Annotated in this window: 20 protein-coding genes; 8 read left to right on the forward strand and 12 right to left on the reverse strand. The window is 66.4% G+C overall.

What is annotated here, in order from left to right; translation table 11 throughout:
- Nucleotides 1-10: 10 nt before the first annotated feature.
- From AC5Y21_RS15735 to AC5Y21_RS15775, 9 genes are all read right to left on the reverse strand, one after another.
- Nucleotides 11-130: a DUF6893 family small protein gene (locus AC5Y21_RS15735; RefSeq protein ID WP_499913466.1), complete on the reverse strand. Its 120-nt coding sequence runs from the start codon at nt 128-130 to the stop codon at nt 11-13.
- The gene (locus AC5Y21_RS15740; RefSeq protein ID WP_499913468.1) at nt 118-1,479 is read right to left on the reverse strand and encodes a hypothetical protein; all 1,362 of its coding nucleotides are present in this window, start codon (nt 1,477-1,479) and stop codon (nt 118-120) included. Before AC5Y21_RS15740 ends, AC5Y21_RS15735 begins: the two co-directional genes overlap by 13 nt.
- Nucleotides 1,476-2,132: a DUF6084 family protein gene (locus tag AC5Y21_RS15745; RefSeq protein WP_499913470.1), complete on the reverse strand. Its 657-nt coding sequence runs from the start codon at nt 2,130-2,132 to the stop codon at nt 1,476-1,478. The genes AC5Y21_RS15740 and AC5Y21_RS15745 overlap by 4 nt, the downstream gene beginning before the upstream one ends.
- Complete coding sequence (locus tag AC5Y21_RS15750) at nt 2,129-2,788, reverse strand: DUF5947 family protein (RefSeq protein ID WP_499913472.1); 660 nt, start codon at nt 2,786-2,788, stop codon at nt 2,129-2,131. The genes AC5Y21_RS15745 and AC5Y21_RS15750 overlap by 4 nt, the downstream gene beginning before the upstream one ends.
- The gene (locus AC5Y21_RS15755) at nt 2,785-3,723 is read right to left on the reverse strand and encodes a NifU-related iron-sulfur-binding protein (RefSeq protein WP_499913474.1); all 939 of its coding nucleotides are present in this window, start codon (nt 3,721-3,723) and stop codon (nt 2,785-2,787) included. The genes AC5Y21_RS15750 and AC5Y21_RS15755 overlap by 4 nt, the downstream gene beginning before the upstream one ends.
- 3 nt (nt 3,724-3,726) lie before the next feature.
- Nucleotides 3,727-5,526, reverse strand: coding sequence for a nickel-dependent hydrogenase large subunit (locus tag AC5Y21_RS15760; protein ID WP_499913476.1), 1,800 nt, complete (start codon nt 5,524-5,526; stop codon nt 3,727-3,729).
- Nucleotides 5,527-5,614: 88 nt separating this feature from the next.
- Nucleotides 5,615-6,670, reverse strand: a complete 1,056-nt coding sequence (locus AC5Y21_RS15765; RefSeq protein WP_499913478.1) for an NADH-quinone oxidoreductase subunit B family protein — start codon at nt 6,668-6,670, stop codon at nt 5,615-5,617.
- 200 nt (nt 6,671-6,870) lie between these two features.
- A complete protein-coding gene (gene hypB / locus AC5Y21_RS15770) occupies nt 6,871-7,638 on the reverse strand; it encodes a hydrogenase nickel incorporation protein HypB (RefSeq protein ID WP_499913480.1) in 768 nt (255 codons plus the stop codon).
- Nucleotides 7,639-7,650: 12 nt separating this feature from the next.
- Nucleotides 7,651-7,986 (reverse strand): hydrogenase maturation nickel metallochaperone HypA, encoded by a 336-nt coding sequence (locus AC5Y21_RS15775; protein WP_499913482.1) that lies wholly within the window; start codon nt 7,984-7,986, stop codon nt 7,651-7,653.
- A gap of 89 nt (nt 7,987-8,075) precedes the next feature.
- Here AC5Y21_RS15775 and AC5Y21_RS15780 point away from each other — a divergent pair, with 89 nt between their 5' ends.
- Both AC5Y21_RS15780 and AC5Y21_RS15785 read left to right on the forward strand, forming a co-directional pair.
- The gene (locus AC5Y21_RS15780) at nt 8,076-8,393 is read left to right on the forward strand and encodes a hypothetical protein (RefSeq protein ID WP_499913483.1); all 318 of its coding nucleotides are present in this window, start codon (nt 8,076-8,078) and stop codon (nt 8,391-8,393) included.
- A complete protein-coding gene (locus tag AC5Y21_RS15785; RefSeq protein ID WP_499913485.1) occupies nt 8,375-9,448 on the forward strand; it encodes a hypothetical protein in 1,074 nt (357 codons plus the stop codon). The genes AC5Y21_RS15780 and AC5Y21_RS15785 overlap by 19 nt, the downstream gene beginning before the upstream one ends.
- A gap of 6 nt (nt 9,449-9,454) precedes the next feature.
- Here AC5Y21_RS15785 and nicT read toward each other — a convergent pair whose 3' ends face one another.
- Nucleotides 9,455-10,579: a Nickel transporter NicT gene (gene nicT / locus AC5Y21_RS15790; protein WP_499913486.1), complete on the reverse strand. Its 1,125-nt coding sequence runs from the start codon at nt 10,577-10,579 to the stop codon at nt 9,455-9,457.
- Between the two features lie 142 nt (nt 10,580-10,721).
- Here nicT and AC5Y21_RS15795 point away from each other — a divergent pair, with 142 nt between their 5' ends.
- A complete protein-coding gene (locus AC5Y21_RS15795) occupies nt 10,722-11,207 on the forward strand; it encodes a Fur family transcriptional regulator (protein WP_499913488.1) in 486 nt (161 codons plus the stop codon).
- Here AC5Y21_RS15795 and mtr read toward each other — a convergent pair.
- A complete protein-coding gene (mtr, locus tag AC5Y21_RS15800; protein WP_499913491.1) occupies nt 11,193-12,572 on the reverse strand; it encodes a mycothione reductase in 1,380 nt (459 codons plus the stop codon). The two genes, AC5Y21_RS15795 and mtr, sit on opposite strands and share 15 nt — an antisense overlap.
- A 14-nt stretch (nt 12,573-12,586) precedes the next feature.
- Nucleotides 12,587-13,591, reverse strand: a complete 1,005-nt coding sequence (locus tag AC5Y21_RS15805; protein WP_499913645.1) for an alpha/beta hydrolase — start codon at nt 13,589-13,591, stop codon at nt 12,587-12,589.
- Nucleotides 13,592-13,730: 139 nt separating this feature from the next.
- Here AC5Y21_RS15805 and mqo point away from each other — a divergent pair, with 139 nt between their 5' ends.
- The 5 genes from mqo to AC5Y21_RS15830 all read left to right on the forward strand — a co-directional run bounded on the left by mqo (nt 13,731) and on the right by AC5Y21_RS15830 (nt 19,701).
- A complete protein-coding gene (mqo, locus tag AC5Y21_RS15810) occupies nt 13,731-15,212 on the forward strand; it encodes a malate dehydrogenase (quinone) (RefSeq protein WP_499913493.1) in 1,482 nt (493 codons plus the stop codon).
- Nucleotides 15,209-15,742: a GNAT family N-acetyltransferase gene (locus AC5Y21_RS15815; protein ID WP_499913495.1), complete on the forward strand. Its 534-nt coding sequence runs from the start codon at nt 15,209-15,211 to the stop codon at nt 15,740-15,742. Before mqo ends, AC5Y21_RS15815 begins: the two co-directional genes overlap by 4 nt.
- Nucleotides 15,739-17,583: a magnesium chelatase subunit D family protein gene (locus AC5Y21_RS15820; RefSeq protein ID WP_499913497.1), complete on the forward strand. Its 1,845-nt coding sequence runs from the start codon at nt 15,739-15,741 to the stop codon at nt 17,581-17,583. Before AC5Y21_RS15815 ends, AC5Y21_RS15820 begins: the two co-directional genes overlap by 4 nt.
- A 20-nt stretch (nt 17,584-17,603) precedes the next feature.
- Nucleotides 17,604-18,227 (forward strand): cob(I)yrinic acid a,c-diamide adenosyltransferase, encoded by a 624-nt coding sequence (cobO, locus tag AC5Y21_RS15825; RefSeq protein ID WP_499913499.1) that lies wholly within the window; start codon nt 17,604-17,606, stop codon nt 18,225-18,227.
- A gap of 94 nt (nt 18,228-18,321) precedes the next feature.
- Nucleotides 18,322-19,701, forward strand: coding sequence for a cobyrinic acid a,c-diamide synthase CobB (locus AC5Y21_RS15830; RefSeq protein ID WP_499913501.1), 1,380 nt, complete (start codon nt 18,322-18,324; stop codon nt 19,699-19,701).
- Nucleotides 19,702-19,836 lie beyond the last annotated feature (135 nt).

Raw genomic sequence — 19,836 nt, forward strand, 5'->3', positions numbered from 1 at the left:
TTCGACTCCGCTACATGCGGCGCAGCTTGAGATAGCGCTTGGCATCCGGCAGGGACACCAGCCCCATCGTTACAGCCGCCAGGACGACTATGCCGATAAGGGCAAGAAACACCCAACCTAAGATTTCCATGCCGAACTCCTTTCAGGATTTGTTGAGGTTGCCTGCGGATCAAGAGGCTCGATTTCGTCGGGGGAGAAGTACAGGTAGCGGCCATACCAGTCGTGCAGGTCGGCGGCCGGGTCGTCATCGACGACGACCCCGACGTGTTTGTTTCCCTCGACGTCCTTGTGTACCGACGTGACCCGCGCAGTCTTGCCGGCCACGAAGATGTCCTGAGCGTCGGCGTTACGCCTCGGCCGCAACCTGACACGGCTGCCCCGGGACAGCGGCGTCCCGTTGACCAGCACCGCATCGACTTCAGGCCGAACCGCATTGTCGGCCAGGGGATCCCACCAGTCGATGCCTTCCGGAATCTCGGGAACAAGGCCTGCGGCGTCGTGCGGGTCGCGCAGCACGCCGTGCAGGCGCGCCATCTGCTCAGGCGACATGGCGTCACACTGGTCGATGATCTGGGCGGCCCGCGGGTCGGTGGCGCGGGCTTGCGCCTTCTCTTCGTCGGTCATGGTCATCACGCGCAGGGTGAGGATCTCGTCGATCTCGGTGCAGTCGTACAGCGCGGTGTTGCTCTGCTCGGCAACCTCGGGATGGTCGTAGAGAATGATCGGCGAGACCAGCAGCAGGTCTTGGGTTTCCGGCGGGCCGGCCAGCACCGGGAAGCAGCGATGCTGGCGACACCGCGACACCGCCCCGGCCGCGCCTGGCGGCGGCTCGAGCAGCGAGACGAACCGGCCACCAACGACTTCGGCGATCAGGTGGGCGCCGATCATGGACCGCGCAATCGCGTCATTCTTGTCGACGGCCGCGGCACCGACGTTGGCAAGACGCACCGAGACTCGTAACAGGTCGCCGTCGGGTTCGGCGGATACCGTCAGTTCGCCACGTATCTCCTGTCGTTCGCGGACCAGACGACCGTCGTCGAGCGACTCAACGTCCGTTCCCGCGGACGCGACCACCGGCAGTGTCCAGCACTGGGCTGGGTCGTCGAACTCAAGCGGCCCGAACGATATTTCACATTCCACGGCCTCATCCCAGGTCAGCCACGAACCCGTTGCGGTGGTCAGCTCGTCGACAGGCACGAAGGTGCCGTCCAAGTCGCGTTCCGCGCGGCGACGCTGCAACTGCAGGAACCGCGCTACCAGCGTTATCGCCTGCGCGCCGTCGACCAGAAACTGCGCGGCCAGCGTGTCACCTTCGCCCAGCCCGGCCTCGGCCGCACCGGGCGGACCCAGAACGCCGAACTGCCAACGGGATTGGTTCTTGCTCGAGGTGCCGCGGTATGGGTACAGCAGGTAGCCCTCATACAGCACCGCGTCGGCGACGGCGCGGACCCGGTCCCAGGTCCTGGATATGTAGGTCATGGGGCGACCTCTCGCTCAGACGCGTCGGCCAGCAGCGTCGTGACCGCATGATCGAGGTCGAGCATTCCGTGTGCCGACTTGTAGCGGGACAACGCGGCGACAGTATCGTGACCTAGCCGTACCCAACCGGTATTCGGATAGTGCTGGGCGATCAGGTCGCGCCACACCGTGATCGGCATATCATAGGCGTCCTCGCAGTTCCAGGACACTTGCTGCACCGAGAAGCCGCGCTCGGATTTGACGAAGATCGTTCCACTGAACAGGAATTGAAGAGGTAACGAGCCGTCGCGCAGGGCATGTAGATACTTCGCGGCGGCGACCTCGAAGTCGTAGGTACAGTCCAGCGGAAGTGCCACCGTGGTGTTACCGGCGAATCCCGGCACCATCGCGGTGCAGTGCTGCCACAGGAAGGTGCGTTGGGTGGTCGCCCAGCGTTCGCGAGGCCCGAACAAGTCGACTAGCCCGGGCGCCTCCTCGTCGGAGTAGGAACGCCGCAGCGGCTCGATACGCACCTGGCAGCGCAGCGCGATCGCGTGTACCGGATCGTCACTGCCGGCGACGACGCCTATGCGGGCGGTCAGCACTGGTGTTACGGTGTAGGGCTCGGGTGCCACGTCCAGAACGGCGAAGCTGAGGTCGATCGGCTCGGTCATCGCGGGATCTCCAGTGGCGTTTCCCTTGCGCGCGAGGCGATCTGCGCGAAGAAGCCGTCGATGAACTCCCGTGCCTCCTGGCCGCCGTCGAAGCCCCGCCACAGCGTGCGCAGTCGTCCGACGAACTCGTAGCAGACGTCGATCGGGACGAGATATGTCTGGGGCTGGGCGGATTCATCGTCTTCGGGAACTCGTACCAGCAGCGCCTCGACATCGTCGGTCAGCAGGTCGATCCGAGAGTCGTTGCCGCGCAGTCTGTTCCAGGAAGCCAGATCCAGTTCGGATTCGCATGCCCCCGCCGGGCCGGGGTAGAAGGCGACCATGCGACCCAGCGACGAGTTGGTGAAGAAGAAGGCGACGCCGACCGGGATCTGCAGTGCCTCCCACGCCCGACGATCCAGCGCGAAGTCGCCGAACGCCAGATACCGGTCCGGCACCGCCCGGTAGCGCAGCTCGGCGGCGCTGTCGGTGAACAGCAGATAGCAGGCGCGGCAGACGCACATCAACTGCCGGCCAGCGATATTGACGACGTGCTGGTGCTCGTCGGCGATCGGATCGGAGCACATTTCGCAGCGCTCGCCGGCCGGCTCCGGGGGTCGGCCGTCGCTGCTGATGCGGGCCAGCACGTCGTAAGGCGTCGTCTTTTCCGGGGTCATGCCGGCACACCTGTCGCTTCGCCGTGCAGTGCCACCGACGGCACGCCGTCACGGGCTAGCAGAGGCAGCGGCTCGAGGTGAGCCCCGTCCGGGCCCGCACCCGCGTGCACCACGTCGAAATCCGTTTGACAGCGTGGGCAGCGCAGCATCGCGTGTGTGGTCTGGATGGTCAGTTGCGCGCCAGCCAGCGAGTCCCGGCAAATAGGGCAGTGGTCGCGGTAGGCCAGCGTCTGTTCACCGACTCGGCACGCCAGCATCGTTGTCCCGGCAACCAGAAAGCCTCCGACCTCGCCGGGCGCCAGATCGGCCACCTCGGGCACCGCATGCCAGGTGGTCGGGCCGTGCCCGTTCGAACGTAGCGGCGCCAGCAGCGATTCGGCCGGGATGACCCCCGCCGGTGTCGCGGTAACCACCTCGATCGAGGAGATCTCCGGTGCCGCCGCGCGAACCGCGTCCTGCACCGCCAGCTCCAGTGTCGCCGCCGACGACGGACAGCTCTTGCAGCTGCCTTTGAAGGCGAGGCGCACGCCGGCACCTTCGGGTCCGTCGGTGATCTCGATCAGATCGACGTCTCCACCGTGTGAGCCGAGGTAGGGCCGCACCCGGTCCAGCGCATCCGATACCCGGCGGTGTACGTCGTGCGGATGCAGGCCGTGCACCAGGAGCAGGCTGGCCACCAGGTCGTCGGTGGCCAGCCGCTCGGCCAACCCCGCGTCAGCACACTGCTGCATGATCCGTTCCAGCGCGGCGCCATACAGCCCGACCACCTCGCGGACCAGCTGCCGGGCACGTTCCTGCGCTGCGGGCCCGCCCGCCGCGCAGGAATCCAGAAGTGTCTGGATTCGATCGCCCGCCGTACGCCATTGCGCGTCGCTCTCGGAGGTTCCCGGGGGTGTTTGGGGGGCTCCCGCGGGTCTAGCCGGGCGATCGGCCATCAGTCACTCCCCGACAGGCGACTGCGTCGGTGTGTGCAGTCTCTCGAGCGTCTTGCCCTTACCCAGGTACATGTGCACACCGCAGGGCAGGCACGGATCGAAGCTGCGCACCGTGCGCATGACATCGATGCCCTTGAAATTCTCCCGATCGTTCTCTTCGAATATCGGCTGGCCCTGCACCGCATCCTCGTACGGGCCCGGCGTGCCGTAGCTGTCACGCGGGTTGGCGTTCCACGGGGTGGGTGGATACGGGTGGTAGTTGGCGATCTTGCCGTCCCGGATCACCATGTGGTGACTCAACACACCGCGGACCGCTTCGGTGAAGCCGCAACCGATGGCCTCGTCGGGCACCTCGAACTTCTCCCAGGTCTTGGTACGTCCCGCCCGAATCTCCGCCAACGCCTTTTCGGCGAAGTGCAACGCACACGCCGCCGCGTACGCCTGGAAGTAGGTCCGCGCCCGGTCACGTTCGATGGTGTTGCTGCCGTGCTTGGGAATCTTCCACTCCAGTTCCACCGGGCCCTTCAGGGCGGTCTTGGGGAAGTTGATCTTCACGCTGTTCCCCGTCGCCTTGACGTAGCCGATGTCGACCAGGCCGGCCAGCGCGGTCGCCCACAACCGGGCCAGCGGACCGCCGCCGGTGTCCAGCGCCAGGTGGTCGGTGCCGTCGAACCAGCGCGGCGACATCACCCAGCTGTACTTGCCACCCTCCAGATCCCGCTTCTGCGGGTGCGGGTTGGTGTGCTGGTTCCACGGGTGACGCCGGTCCACCTGGTTGCCCAGCGGATCGGTCTTGACGAACATCTCCTGGTCGGTCCAGTCGTCGTAATACGAACTGCCCAAAAGGATCCGGATGCCCAGGTTGATGTCGACCAGCGAGTGGGTGACCAGCTTGCCGTCCACCACCACGCCGGGGGTGACGAACATCGCGTTGCCCCAACGCTCCATGTCCTTGTAGGCGAAGTTGCATACTTCGGGATCCTGGAAGGAGCCCCAGCACCCGAGCAGGGTGCGGCGCAGGCCGACCTTCTCGTAACCGGGCAGTGCGTCGTAGAAGAAGTCGAACAGGTCGTCGTGCATGGGGACGACCTTCTTCATGAACTCCACGTACCGCATCAGCCGGGTCATGTAGTCGGTCATCAGCTGAACGGTCGCGACCGTGCCGACTCCACCGGGGTACAGCGTGGACGGGTGCACATGGCGACCCTCCATGAGGCAGAACATCTCTCGCGTCCAGCGGCTGACCTGAAGTGCCTCGCGGTAGAACTCACCACTGAACGGGTTGAGCGACCGCATGATGTCGGCGATGGTCTTGTACCCGTGCGCGTCGGCGTGCGGCGCGTCGGTCTTCTCCGCCTTGGCGAGCACACCCGGGTTGGTCTCGGAGACCATCTTTTCGCAGAAGTCGACGCCAACCAGGTTCTCCTGAAAGATGTTGTGGTCGAACATGTATTCCGCGGCCTCGCCGAGGTTGACGATCCACTCGCCGAGGTGTGGGGGCTTGACCCCATAGGCCATGTTCTGCGTGTAACACGAACAGGTCGCGTGGTTATCGCCGCAGATACCGCAGATGCGGCTGGTGATGAAGTGGGCGTCGCGAGGATCCTTGCCCTTCATGAAGATCGAGTAGCCGCGGAAGATCGACGACGTGCTGTGGCACTCGACGACTTCCTTGTTCTCGAAATCGATTTTGGTGTAGATGCCGAGGCTGCCCACGATCCGGGTGATCGGATCCCACGCCATCTCGACGAGTTGGCCGGGTTCGCGGGTGGCATGTGACGGCTCAGGGATGATCGTTGTCATCGGGCTTCGCTCTCTATAGCGACGATACAAATACTTGGAAATACCTTGGTGTCACCCGGATGGCGCTGCTTGCTCAACGCCGACGTAACTACCAGGTGCGACGGGCGCCGGTGGTGAGTTTCGTGCCCTTGTGGCGCCAGCTGGGCTCCTTGTCGAGGGTGCGGTTGGTGATGCCGCGCAGGTTGCGGATCACCGAGCCATACAGACCCGACGCGGTGGTGGAGACCTTGCCGCCCGGTGGCTCGTCCATGAACGGCATGAACTTGTCCGGGAAGCCCGGCATCGTGCATCCGATGCAGATGCCGCCAACGTTCGGGCAGCCGCCGATGCCGTTGATCCACCCGCGCTTGGGCACGTTGCACTTCACGACTGGGCCCCAACAGCCAAGTTTGACAATGCATTTCGGTGACCCGTACTCGGTGGCGAAGTCGCCCTGCTCGTAGTAGCCTGCCCGGTCACACCCCTCGTGCACGGTGCTTCCGAACAACCACGTCGGGCGCAGTGCGTCGTCGAGTGGGATCATCGGGGCCTGGCCGGTGGCCATGTAGAGCAGATAGGTCAGCGTCTCGGACAGGTTGTCTGGGTGGATCGGGCAGCCGGGAACGCACACGATCGGGATACCGGCCTTGCTCTTCCAGTCCCAGCCGAGGTAGTCGGGCACCCCCATCGCCCCGGTGGGGTTGCCGGCCATCGCATGGATGCCGCCGTAGGTGGCGCAGGTCCCGACTGCGACGACCGCGGTGGCCTTGGGGGTCAGCCGGTCGAGCCACTCGCTGGTGGTCATCGGCTGGCCGGTTGCGGGGTCGTTGCCGAAGCCGCACCAGTAGCCTTCGTCCTTGATTTTCTCGTTGGGAATGGACCCTTCGACGACCAGCACGAACGGTTCCAATTCGCCACGATCGGCTTTGAAGAACCACTCGAGGAAGTCGTCCGCCCCTCCAGTGGGCCCGCATTCGAAGTCGATCAACGGCCAGTGGACGGCGACCTGCGGGAGGCCGGGCAGCGCGCCCAGTGCGATCTCCTCGACGCTCGGCTGGGTGGCGGCAGTCAACGCCACCGAATCACCGTCACAACTCAGGCCCGCATTGATCCAGAGAACGTGGATCAACGTTTCTTCTGCTTTGACTGCTGCTTCTGTTGGCATGTTGCAGCTTTCCGGGGCCGGGCTGGGGCTCCTGCGCTGCCGGAGTCGACCGTCGGCCCACTTGCACAGCGCTGTTTTTGGGTCTACGCCTGCTGTCCGGTGTTGTCAACGGTGCGCGGGTGGCGAGTAGCCAGGCTTGCTGTCGGGTTTCCCGTTGTCTTGCAAGTCATTTGCAACACGGGCGCGGCCGAGCCGCGGCGTCATAGGTCGGAAGAGGGTTGAGTGAACCGCCGTAGCCAGCCGAACCAGGCGTCCATGCCGGCTCCGGTGCGCGCGCTGATCGGCAGGATCGTCGCGGCCGCATTGACTTCGCGAACGTGTGCGATATATCTGTCGACGTCGACATCGAGGTGGGGCACCAAATCAATCTTGTTGAGCAACACCAGATCCACAGATCGAAACATGACCGGGTATTTCAGCGGCTTGTCCTCACCTTCGGTGACGGAGTAGACCATTGCCTTGGCGTGCTCGCCGACGTCGAATTCCGCCGGGCAGACTAGGTTGCCTACGTTCTCGATGATCACCAGGTCAAGCCCGGAAAGGTCGAGGCCCGGTAGCGCACGGCTGACCATCGGCGCATCGAGATGGCATTCGCCGCCAAACCCATTGCTGGTGTTGAGCAGAGACACCTGGGCGCCGCGGCCGTTGAGTTTGGCCGCATCCAGGTCGGTGGCGATGTCGCCCTCGATCACCCCGATCGCGAACTCGCGGGCCAGTGCGTCGAGCGTGGCCTGCAGCACCGTCGTCTTCCCCGAGCCGGGCGAGCTCATCAGGTTGAGCGCACGGATCCCGTTGCTCTCGAACGCCGTCCGGTTGGCATCGGCAAGGACGTCGTTCTCGGCGAAGATCGCCTCCAGCACGTCGATCCGCTGTTTTCCGGTCCCGTAGCCCTGAAAATCCCCGTGATCCCCATGATGGTGCTCGTGGGTGTGCACGCTGCCGTCGTCGTGGCGATGAAATCTACCCATACCGAACACCTTTCACGAGACGTCCAGGGATGTCACCAGAAATTCGTTGCCGCGGAGCACCTGGACATCGGAGCTATCGCACTGCGGGCACCAGATCGACCAGGCCGAGGTGATCTCCGACTGCCGCCCGCAGGATCGGCATTTCACTTCGGCGGCGACGCACTCGAGTTCGAGCTCGGCGTCGGGCATGTTCTCGGAGTCCCTGACGAGTGTCCAGCAGAAGGACAGCGATTCCGGCACCACTTGGCGCAGTGCGCCGATCCGGACCCGGACGACGTCAACATGGCGTCCGTCGGCGTGCGTCTTGACGACGCCGGCGATCGCTTCACACAGTGACAGCTCATGCATTGCCGGTCACCGGGGTCCGCTCGCGGGGAGGCCCATGAGCACTTTTCTACACCTGAATCGGGGTTACCCTTAGCCTCACGGGGCGCGCAGTGAATGTCGATGAGTTATTCGCCTCGTTCGAGGCCTTGATCGAGGCGGACCGCCCCGACCGAGATGATGTCGTGTACCTGGCGCGCCGCGGGGACGACTATGACTGGTGGATCGTTCCGGTATCGGGCGCCACCCGGCCCGTCCGCACCGACCAGCCTGAGCCCGATACGTGGATGTCGTTCTCCGCGTCGTGGCCAAAGGACCGAGACGGGCTGCGGGAATTCTTCGGCGACCTGCTCGCCGAGCTGGACTCGATGGCCACGCGCGCCGACCGGTGCCGCTGGCCGGTTGGCGAGCCGTGGCCGCATTCACACTGACCGACGACGACCGCGTCAGGTTCAACCGCTGCCGGAGGCAGTGGGATTTCGCGTCGCCGCACCGCCGTGACCTTGAGCCCGTCACCGGCCCGGCCGGCCAGGGCCGCTTGCTGCGCGCCGTCCTCAAGGACGCGCTCGCCTTCTACTACTACCCGGGCACGTGGGACTGGCAACCCGAGGTGAGGCAGTCGCTGGTGCACAAGGCCGTTGTCCGCGCACTGGAGGAATCCGATGCGACCGATTCGCGCGCCGACGCGATCGCGCTGGTCGACGCCTACGGCGAGTGGGCCGGCACGGTCGACGACTTCGCGCCGGTGAAGATCAGCCACGACGTCCAGGGAATGGTGCCCGACCCCAGGGACCCCGAGCGGGGGTTGACGGCTCCGGACGGATCGGCGGTGGTCTATGCCTGCCAGATCGATCTCTTGGCGATTGATGCCGGCGACGAGTATTGGGTGGTCACCCACCAGGTCGTCGACGACTGGCAGGAGTTGGATGCGCTGATCGGTGACGAGTCGGCCGTCGCGGCCTGCTGGGCCTGGGAGCAGGAATACCTGGGCATGGAGATCTCCGGCACGATCCACAACGAGGTGCGTCTGCGCGGCCCGCTCGATCCGCCCGCCGACATCGCGGGTAGGCCTCCGCAGGTGCGCCAGAGCGAGGCCAGCGGTGGCGGTCGCGCGATACCGCAACACCGCCGGCTGTCGGCGCGCACCTCACGCAGCGACGAGTCGGGCCCCGTCGAGCAGACCGCCGCGGGTCCGCTGCGGCGCACCCGAATCCGGCGCAGTCGCGCCGAGATCGGCGCGGTCGGCGTGCGGATCGGCGCCGAGGCGATCCAGATGACCGGTGCGCCGGCCATCGCCCCGACCTTCGGCGCCCACTGCCAGACGTGCGAATTCGGCGCACCATGCCTGGCCCTCGTCGCGGGAGCAGACCCGGAACCGTTGCTGGCGGCGAACTATCGCCGGCATCCCGCAGAGGATCGGCGCAAGCCGCGGCTGGGACAGGCGACGTGGGGCTTCGGCCGAGGGGCTGCGCCGCCAAAATGGTGAGCCCGCTCAGCGTTCGGGAGCCGAGCTCCACCTTTCTTCGATGCGACCGTAGCGCCAAATCAGCAGCGCCAGAGCCCAGGTGCCGACGAACATCCCGACCACGACGAAGCCGGCGGTGTTGAGATCGAGGCCGCCCAGCCATTCCCAGACCGGGCCTTGCCAACCCAGCTGGCGGGCGAACAGACCGAGCAGTTCGATGCTGCCGATCAGCAGGGCCACGGCCACCGACAGCCCGGTGACGGTGATGTTGTAGTAGATCTTGCGCACCGGGCTGGAAAAGGCCCAGCCGTAGGCGAAGTTCATGAACGAGCCGTCGATGGTGTCCAGCAGGCACATGCCGGCGGTGAACAGCACGGGCAGACACAGGATGGCGTACCACGGCAGCCCGGCCGCTGCGCTGGTCCCGGCCAGGACCAGCAGGGCGATCTCGGTGGCGGTGTCGAAACCCAGTCCGAACAGCAACCCGACCGGGTACATGTGCCACGACTTGGTGATCGATTTGGTGAACCGGCCGAGAAACCGGTTGATCAAGCCGCGGTTGTTCAGCTGTTGTTCGAGCTGAGCCTCGTCGTACTCGCCGCGGCGCAGTCGCGCGAAAACCCGAAGGATGCCGACCAGGACGATGACGTTGAGGATTGCGATCAGATACAGGAACACGCCCGAGACGCTGGTACCGATCAGCCCGGTGTAGTGGTGCAGCGTGGATGAGTCGTCTTCGACCGGTCCGGCTGTGGCCTTTATGAAGGCCTTCGACCCAGTCGCCAGCAGCACCGCCAACCCGAAGACCACGGTGGAGTGGCCCAGCGAGAAAAAGAACCCGACGGCGAGCGGACGCTGCCCGTCGCTCATCAGCTTGCGGGTGGTGTTGTCGATGGCGGCGATGTGGTCGGCGTCGAACGCGTGCCGCAGACCCAGCGTGTAGGCCGTAACGCCGATACCGATGCCAAATGCCTTGCCGCCCACGCTAAGCCGTGCCGGATCCACGATGAACACCAAAGTGATCCAGCCGACCAGATGCAGAGCGAGGATCACCGCCAGCATCAATCCCAGACGCGACCACTCCGCTGGTGTCAGGGCTTTACGGAGCGTCGCCGACCGCGAAGACTGACGGTCGAGCACGCCACCGGCCACGTCGGTCCTTCTCAAAGATTGGTAGAGCGCAACAGTCCCGACTGTAGGTTCGCCGACGAGCTGGATGCAACTGACTTGCAAAACCACGCTCCGTTAACGGCGAAAGCTGGCAATCGCCGCTGTCCGGCGGGACACTGGATAAGTGACGCCTAAGCCGTCGGCACTGGACCCGGCTGTCACCGAACGGATCGGTGAATTCCTGCGCGCCCGCGGGCTGCGGCGGATGACATCGCGGATCCAGGTGTTGGCCGTGCTCGAGCCGGTCAACGGGCACCTGCCGGTGTCCGAGATCCACCAGCGGCTGTGCGCGACCCAGTGCCCCGGCGCCCACCCGCCCGACGTGGCAACCATCTACCGCACCGTGACCACGCTGGTCGATCAGGGCGTGCTGCACGCGTTGACCCTGGACGGCGGCGTGACGACGTACGGACTGGCCACCGCGCCGCACCATCACGCCGTATGCACCCGATGCGAATCGATTATCGAAGTTCCCGCGCGTCAACTCAGCTCTGCGTTGGAACACGCGATGGAGGGCAGCTCGTTTGCGCTGTCGGAGCGGGCCGGGCTGACGCTGCACGGCCTCTGCCCGCAGTGCCAGCAGAGCAAGGGCCCGTCAGCACAGGCCTAGGAGCGCGTTCTCGACCACCTCGGGCAAGGCCGGGTGAATCCAGTATTGGCCGCGCGCCATTTCGGCCGCGGTCAGTCCGAAGCTCATCGCCTGGATCAATGGCTGGATGATCGACGACGCCTGGTAGCCCATGACGTGGGCGCCCAGCAGACACCCGCTGCGGCGGTCGGCGATGAGCTTGACGATGCCGGTGGTGTCCTCCATCGCCCAGCCGTACGCGACGTCGCCGTAGTCCTGGATCTTGACCGAAATATCGAATCCGCGTGCGATGGCTTGGTTTTCGGTCAATCCGACGGTGGCCAGCGGGGGATCGGTGAATACCGCCGACGGTACGAACCGATGGTCGGTGACGGCCATCGACTCGGTGTCGTCCCAGTCGCAGAGCAGATTGTGCTGCACCACTCGGGCCTCGTGGTTGGCGACGTGCTTGAGCTGATACGGCGACGAGACGTCACCGAGCGCGAAAACACCACGCGCGGAGGTCCGTTGGTATTCGTCGACCACGACTCGCCCGTTGTCGACATCGACGCCGGCCTGCTCGGCGTCCAGCTGATCGGCGTTGGACAGCCGACCGGTTGCCACCAGCAGCAGGTCGGCGTTCAGCGTGCAGCCATCGTCGAGTTCCAGCACCACCCCGGAGCCGCGGCTGGTGGCCCCGACGACGTTGCGGTGGGTGCGTAGCTCCCACTTGGTTGAGGCGATACGGGTAAACCGCTCGCAGATGGTGTCGTCGTAGTGGCGCAGCAACATGCCGCCCCTGATCACCAGGGTGATCCGTACTCCGAGCGCGGAGAAGATGTGAGCGAATTCGGTTGCCACGAAGCCACTTCCGACGATCACCAGATGCTCAGGCAACTCGGCGATGCGCATCACGGTGTCGCTGGTCTGATAGTCCACGCCGGACGCCAGGATGGCCGGCGGGATCACCGGCCGCGAGCCTGCCGCGATCACCACCTGATCAGCGGTGAATTCCTCACCGGCGTCGGTGCGCAACAGATAGCGCCCGTCCGCCTGAACCGGCCCGAAGCGGATGTGCTGGCTGTAGACATCGATATTAGGCGAGGAGCGCCGATAGTCCTCGCCGCCCAGCGCGATTGGATCGATCCGCCCGAAAACGCGCGAGACGATGTCTCCCCAGCGCACCCCGTCGATGTGCGCGTCGACGCCGTAACGCGCCGCGCCCCGGACCGTCCTGGCGACCTCGGAGGCATACACGAACATCTTCGTCGGGATGCACCCGACGTTCAGGCAGGTGCCGCCAAAGGTGCCCTGTTCGCAGATCGCCACCCGTTTGGCGGCATAGCGATCGTCGGGAATGCTGTTGCCCGAACCGGTTCCGATGATCGCAAGGTCGTAGGTTTCCATGGTGTCCGGGCCGCTTACCCTTTCCCTGACGATGCCGACGTGTCGGTGTGGTCCGTGGTCTTGAGATAGTCGTCCAGCCAACGGTCGAGGTGGCGGAAAGCCAGCTGGCGCGGCTGCGGCAGCGACAAGAACACGTCGTGTTTGGCGTCCGTCACCGGAATGATGGTGCTGCGGTTGCCGATACAGCCGGCCCAGCGGGCTATTTGCCTGACATCGAGAACGGCGTCGCCGCATTGCAGCGCGGTCGGCCCGGCGTCTTCGCGCACCGTGTGATCCGAACGCAGGATCAGGTTGGGCACGCCCACGTCCAGTCCGCGATGCAGCCGTGCCTGGCCGCGGCGCATGGCGTGCAGCCAGCCCAGCGTGACCGGGAAGCCGCCCACCGGTTTCCATTCCAGGTTGTAGTCGAATTCCCCGTGGTAGTCGCGGTGCAGGCTGGACCCATAACCGGCGCCGCCCTGGCCGCGGATCACCCCTTTGTTGCGCAGCCGCGACAGCGTGGCGATCGCGGCCGAGGTCATGCCCAGCCGCAGAATCGCCGGACCCTGCAGATCAAGCCACGGGCTGTTGAGCACCAGGCCGCCGACGCCGGCGCGGGCCGTCGCGCCGCGTCGCCGCAGCCGGTCCAGCCAGAGCGCGATCACCAGCCCGCCGGTGGAGTGGCCGTATGCCAGCACCTGGCCCGAGCCGGTGTCGTCGCGGATGGTCGTCAGTGCGTGTTCGAGTTCGGTGTCGTAGTGCGACAAGTCACGAATGAAGTGCGGCGTCTGGCCGGCCTGCCGGGAGCGGCCGCACTTCTGTAGGTCGATTCCGTAGAAGGCGAAGCCGCGGTTGGCGAAGTGATCGGCCACCTCGGTGTGAAAGAAGTAGTCGGTGAAGCCGTGTACCGCCAGCACCGCATGATCGGCGCGTGCCGGGTCGCCGCGTCGTATCAGGGTCGCGACGATGTCGCCCTCGCCGACGGGATCGGGCCCGAGCGGGATCGTGCACTGCCAATAGCCGGGCAGGACATCGGGCACCCAGCCAGTCGCCCCGACGGTCACGGGGCCAGCTTAGAGCGTGGTCAGCGCTTTTGCTTCTGTGGTGCACAAATCCGGTTGGCCTCGCATCGGGATAACCTTGGTGGCGGCACAGCCGAGGAAGGACCAACGATCGCGGGTGGCACAGCTAGCCAGAACTGACGTCGTGCTGGTGGGCGCGGGCATCATGAGCGCCACACTGGCGGCGTTGCTGCGACGGCTGGAACCGGACTGGTCGATCACGCTGATCGAACGGCTGGACGCCGTCGGCGCCGAAAGCAGCAGTCCCTGGAACAACGCCGGCACCGGCCACTCCGCGCTGTGCGAGCTCAACTACACGCCAGAAAATCCCAACGGCTCGATAGACATCACCAAAGCGGTCCGCATCAACGAGGAATTCCAGGTCACCCGCCAGTTCTGGGCGTACGCCGCAGAGAACGGCATCCTTGACGACCGCAGCTTCGTCAACTCCGTCCCGCACGTCAGCTTCGTGCACGGCGCACACCGCGTCGACTACCTGCGGCGGCGGCAGCAGGCGCTGGCCGATAACCCGCTGTTCGCCCGAACCGAATTGATCGACGACCCCGACGAGTTCGCCCGCCGGCTGCCGTTCATGGCGGCCAAACGCGACTTCTCCGAGCCAGTTGCGCTCAACTGGGCGCAGGACGGCACCGACGTCGACTTCGGTGCACTGTCCCGGCAGCTCGTCGGGTACGCGGTGCGCAACGGCGCTACCGCGCTGTTCGGCCATGAGGTGCGCAGTCTGTCACGCCAGTCCGACGGCAGCTGGACCTTGACCGTCAGCAACCGTCGCACCGGCGAAAAGCGCAAGCTGAACGCCAAATTCGTCTTCGCGGGGGCCGGCGGTGACACACTGCCGCTGTTGCAGAAGTCCGGCATCAAGGAGATCAGAGGATTCGCCGGCTTCCCGATCGGCGGTAGGTTCCTGCGCACCGACAATCCCTTGCTCACTGATGCGCACCGGGCGAAGGTGTATGGCGTTCCGTCGCCGGGTGCCCCGCCGCTCGGAGCGCTGCACTTAGACCTGCGGTTCGTCAACGGCAGGTCGTGGCTGGTGTTCGGCCCGTATGCCGGTTGGTCGCCGAAGTTCTTGAAACACGGGCACTTCAGCGACCTGCCGCGATCGGTCAGGCCGGGCAATGTGGTGCCCATGCTCGGTGTCGGCGTGACCCAGACGAGGCTGCTCAACTATCTGATCCGGCAACTGCGGCTCACCCAACCCGACCGGGTCCGGGTCCTGCGCGAATTTGCCCCCAGCACAGTGGATTCGGATTGGGAGCTGACCGTGGCCGGGCAGCGGGTGCAGGTGATCCGGCGGGGCGGGAGCAAGGGTGGGGTGCTGGAGTTCAACACCACGGTGGTCTGCGCGGCCGACGGCAGCATCGCCGGGCTGCTGGGCGGCTCACCCGGTGCCTCGACGGCGGTGCCGATCATGCTCGACGTTCTGGAACGCTGCTTTGCCAACCGGTATCCCTCCTGGCAGCCGACGCTCAAGGAGATGGTGCCGTCGCTGGGGGCGCGGCTCTCGGAGGAACCGGCGCTGTTCGACGAGGTGTGGTCGTGGGGCACCAAGGCGTTGCAGTTGGACAGCGTGTCGTGACCGCAACCGAGGCGCTGCGCCGGGTATGGGCCAAAGACCTTGACGCCCAGATCCTTTACGAGCTGCTCAAGTTGCGGGTGGAGGTGTTCGTCGTCGAACAGGCCTGTCCGTACCCGGAATTGGACGGACGTGATCTGCTCGCCGAAACGCGACACTTCTGGCTGGAAACGCCTGAGGGAGAGGTGATCTGTACGCTGCGGCTGATGGAAGAACACGCCGGGGGAGAGAAAGCGTTCCGGATCGGCCGGCTGTGCACCAAACGCAGCGCACGCGGACAAGGTCACACCACCCGGCTGCTGCGCGCCGCCCTGGCCGAAGTGGGCGACTATCCGTGCCGGATCGACGCGCAGGCATACCTGGCGGACATGTATGCCCAGCACGGATTTGTCCGAGACGGTGCGGATTTCGTCGACGACGGCATTCCGCACGTGCCCATGCTTAAGCCCTCACGCCCGCCTACTCCTCAGGCCGATAGCCGGCCTGCATCGTCGGCGGGCGGACCCGGCTCCGGTCTGGCGGAGAAGCCGTGAAGCCCTATCCGTTCAGTGCCATCGTGGGTCACGATCAGATGCGCCTCGCGCTGCTGCTGTGCGCCGTGCGCCCGGAAATCGGCGGTGCGCTGATCCGCGGGGAGAAGGGCACCGCCAAGTCGACGGCGGTTCGCGGTCTGGCCGCGTTGCTGGCCGCAGCGACTGGAAGCGACGCGGCAGATGCGGGTGCTGCCCTGGTCGAGATGCCGCTGGGAGCCACCGAGGACCGGGTGATCGGGTCACTGGATCTGCAGCGGGTGCTGCGTGACGGCGAGCATGCGTTTTCACCCGGTCTGTTGGCCCGCGCACATGGCGGGGTCCTCTACGTCGACGAGGTCAACCTGCTGCACGATCATCTGGTCGACGTACTGCTCGACGCCGCCGCGATGGGGCGGGTGCACGTGGAACGAGACGGCATCTCGCATTCACATGAGGCCCGGTTCGTGCTGATCGGCACGATGAACCCGGAGGAGGGCGAGCTACGTCCGCAACTGCTGGACCGATTCGGTCTCACCGTCGACGTGCACGCGTCGCGCGAGGTCGACGTGCGGGTGCAGGTCATCCAGCAGCGGATGGCCTACGAGGCCGACCCGGACGCGTTCGCCGAACGCTATGCCGACGACGACACCGAACTGGCTCACCGGTTAGCCGCGGCCCGGGCTCTGGTCGACGACGTTGTGTTGCCGGACAACGAGTTACGGCGTATCGCGGGGCTGTGTGCGGCGTTCGACGTCGACGGCATGCGAGCCGATCTGGTGGTGGCCCGGACCGCCGTCGCGCACGCCGCCTGGCGCGGCGCGCGCACGGTCGAGGAGCAGGACATCCGGATGGCGGCCGAATTGGCATTGCCGCATCGCCGCCGCCGGGACCCGTTCGACGATCATGGCATCGACCGCGACGAGCTGGATGAGGCGCTACGGCAGGCCGGCGGTGACCCGGAGCCCGAGCCCGACCCGGAACCGCCGGGAGGCGGGCAGTCCATCGACATGGAAGCAGCTCCGCAACAACAGAATTCGCACTCGAAACCCCCGCAGCCGGCCAGGCCCAGCGCGCCGCCGTCGAAAGTCTTTCGTACCCGCGCGCTGACCGTCCCGGGTATCGGTGAGGGCGCGCCCGGACGACGCTCGCGCGCCCGCAACCGGTTCGGTGCTGTGGTGGCGGCCGTAGATGGCGACGCCGTGGGCGGACTGCACGTGTTCGCCACCCTGCTCTCGGCCGCCGAGCAGTCCGCCGGAGCGGGGCCGCTGCGGCCGGGGCCGGACGACGTACGCCGGGCAGTCCGCGAAGGGCGCGAAGGCAACCTGGTGATATTCGTCGTCGACGCTTCGGGTTCGATGGCAGCGCGCGACCGCATGGCCGCGGTCAGCGGGGCGACGCTGTCGCTGCTGCGTGACGCCTACCAGCGGCGCGACAAGGTCGCGGTGATCACGTTCCGTCAGCACGAGGCGCGGCTGTTGCTTCCGCCGACGTCGTCGGCGCACATCGCGGGGCGGCGATTGGCTCGGTTCGACACCGGCGGCCGGACCCCGCTCGCCGAGGGCCTGCTGGCGGCGCGCGAGTTGGTGCTCCGCGAGAGGGTCCGCGACCGCGCCCGGCGTCCACTGGTGGTGGTGCTCACCGACGGCAGGGCCACCGCGGGCCCAGACCCGCTGGGCCGCAGTCGAACCGCGGCGGCACGACTGGTCGCCGAAGGTGTGGCCGCGGTGGTCGTGGATTGCGAGACGTCATACGTGCGGCTGGGGCTGGCCGGACAGCTGGCCCGTCAACTCGGTGCGCCCGCGATACGCCTCGAGCAGCTGCACGCCGATCATCTGATGCAGGCCGTACGCAGCGCTGCCTGAGCCTGCGAGGATAAACGCTTATGCCATTAGGTCGTCCGCTCCACGTTCCCGACGATGGCCTGACTACCCGGGCGCGGCGCAACACGCCGATCCTGGCGGTGCACACCGGCGCGGGCAAGGGAAAGTCGACAGCGGCATTCGGAATGGCGTTGCGGGCCTGGAACGTGGGCCTCAGTGTCGCCGTCTTCCAGTTCGTCAAGAGCGCCAAGTGGAAGGTCGGTGAGGAGGCGGCCTTTCGTCAGCTCGGCGACTTGCACGACCGGGATGGTATCGGCGGAGCGGTGGAATGGCACAAAATGGGCGCCGGCTGGTCCTGGACGCGTAAGTCGGGTCAGGCCGGCAGCGAACAAGATCAGGCCGCGGCCGCAGCGGACGGGTGGGCCGAGATCGCTCGCCGGCTGGGCGCGCAGCAGCACGACTTCTATGTGCTCGACGAGTTCACCTACCCGCTGAAGTGGGGATGGGTCGACGTCGACGAGGTGGTAGATGTCTTGCTGGCCCGCCCAGGCCACCAGCATGTGGTGATCACCGGTCGGTATGCCCCGCCGCGGTTGGTCGAGGCCGCGGATCTTGTCACCGAGATGACCAAGGTCAAGCACCCGATGGACGCGGGGCGTAAGGGGCAGAAGGGCATCGAGTGGTGAGCGCCGCGTCGCCCCCTGCCGAGCGTGCGCGTTTGTACGGCGACACGCCGTGTCGGGTGGCATTTTGCGCACGCTCGCGCCACCTGGGCGCGCCGTGACCTCGACCCCTGCTGTCGTCGTCGCCGCCCCAGCGTCGGGCAGCGGGAAGACCACGGTCGCAACGGGTTTGATCGGAGCTCTGCGGCAGGCAGGTCATAGCGTCGCCCCCTTCAAGGTCGGCCCGGATTTCATCGACCCCGGCTACCACGGCCTGGCCGCGGGACGCGCCGGCCGCAACCTCGACCCGGTATTGGTAGGAGAGCGGCTCATCGGGCCGCTGTACCTACACGGCACCGCAGGCCTCGACCTCGCCGTGGTCGAGGGCGTGATGGGCCTGTTCGACGGGCGGATCGGGCCCGATGCCGCCGGCCCGGCAGCCGGGTCCACCGCACACGTCGCCAGGCTGCTCGGCGCCCCGGTGATCCTGGTCGTTGACGCGCGGGGCCAGAGTCACAGCATTGCCGCTCTGCTGCACGGCTTTTCCACGTTCGATACCGCGACCATGATCGCCGGTGTGATCCTCAACCGGGTCGGTTCGCCCAGACACGAGCAGGTGCTGCGACAGGCTTGCGAGCAGGCCGGCGTCCCGGTCCTCGGGGCGATTCCCCGCTTTGCTGAATTAGAGCTGCCCACAAGGTATCTGGGGCTGGTCACCGCGGTCGAATACGGCCGTCGCGCGCGACAGGCGGTCGAGGCCATGAGTGCTCTGGTGGCTCAACACGTCGATCTGGCAGCAGTTTTCGCGGCCGCGGCGAGCCGGGTCGCCGGGCCGCCATGGGACCCTGTTGCCGCGGTCGGCGAGGCCGGTGACCAGCCCGCCCGAAAAGCCGTGGTCGCGGTGGCGAGCGGAAAGGCATTCAGCTTCGGCTACGCCGAACATGCCGAACTGCTTCGTGCAGCCGGTGCCGAGGTTGTCGAGTTCGACCCGCTCGTCGACGCATCGCCCGACAACACGGACGCGCTGCTGCTGCCCGGCGGTTTTCCCGAACAGTTCACCGCGGAGCTGTCCGCCAACGACGTCGCCCGCCGACAGATCAAGGAGCTGGCCGCGACCGGCGCGCCGCTGCATGCCGAATGCGCCGGACTGATCTACCTGATCTCCGAGCTCGACGGATACCCGATGTGCGGAGTGCTGGCCGGGTCGGGAAGGTTTACCCAGCAGCTGAGCCTGGGCTATCGCGACGCCATCGCGGTCACCGCCTCGCCGCTCTACTGTCCCGGCGAGCGGGTGGTCGGTCATGAATTCCACCGGACCGCGGTCACATTCACCGACAGCTACCAGCCGGCGTGGGTGTACCGGGGGCAGGACGTGGAGCGCGTGCGAGAAGGGGCGGTGCACGCCGGCGTACACGCGTCGTACCTGCACACCCATCCGGCTGCGGCGCCGCAAGCGGTGGCGCGCTTCGTCGCCCACGCCAAGCGTCCGCGAGCGTGAAGCCTTTGCGAAAAGTTCGGCCGAGATTCGCAGTGCCGTCACATTCGCGGCGTGGAAACAACCGCCACTACGTCTGATGGTGGTGACCCGCTGCGCCCGGCCTGACGGCCGCGCTGGCGATCACCACTAAACTTG

This window comes from Mycobacterium sp. NGS41 (genome assembly GCF_059812725.1).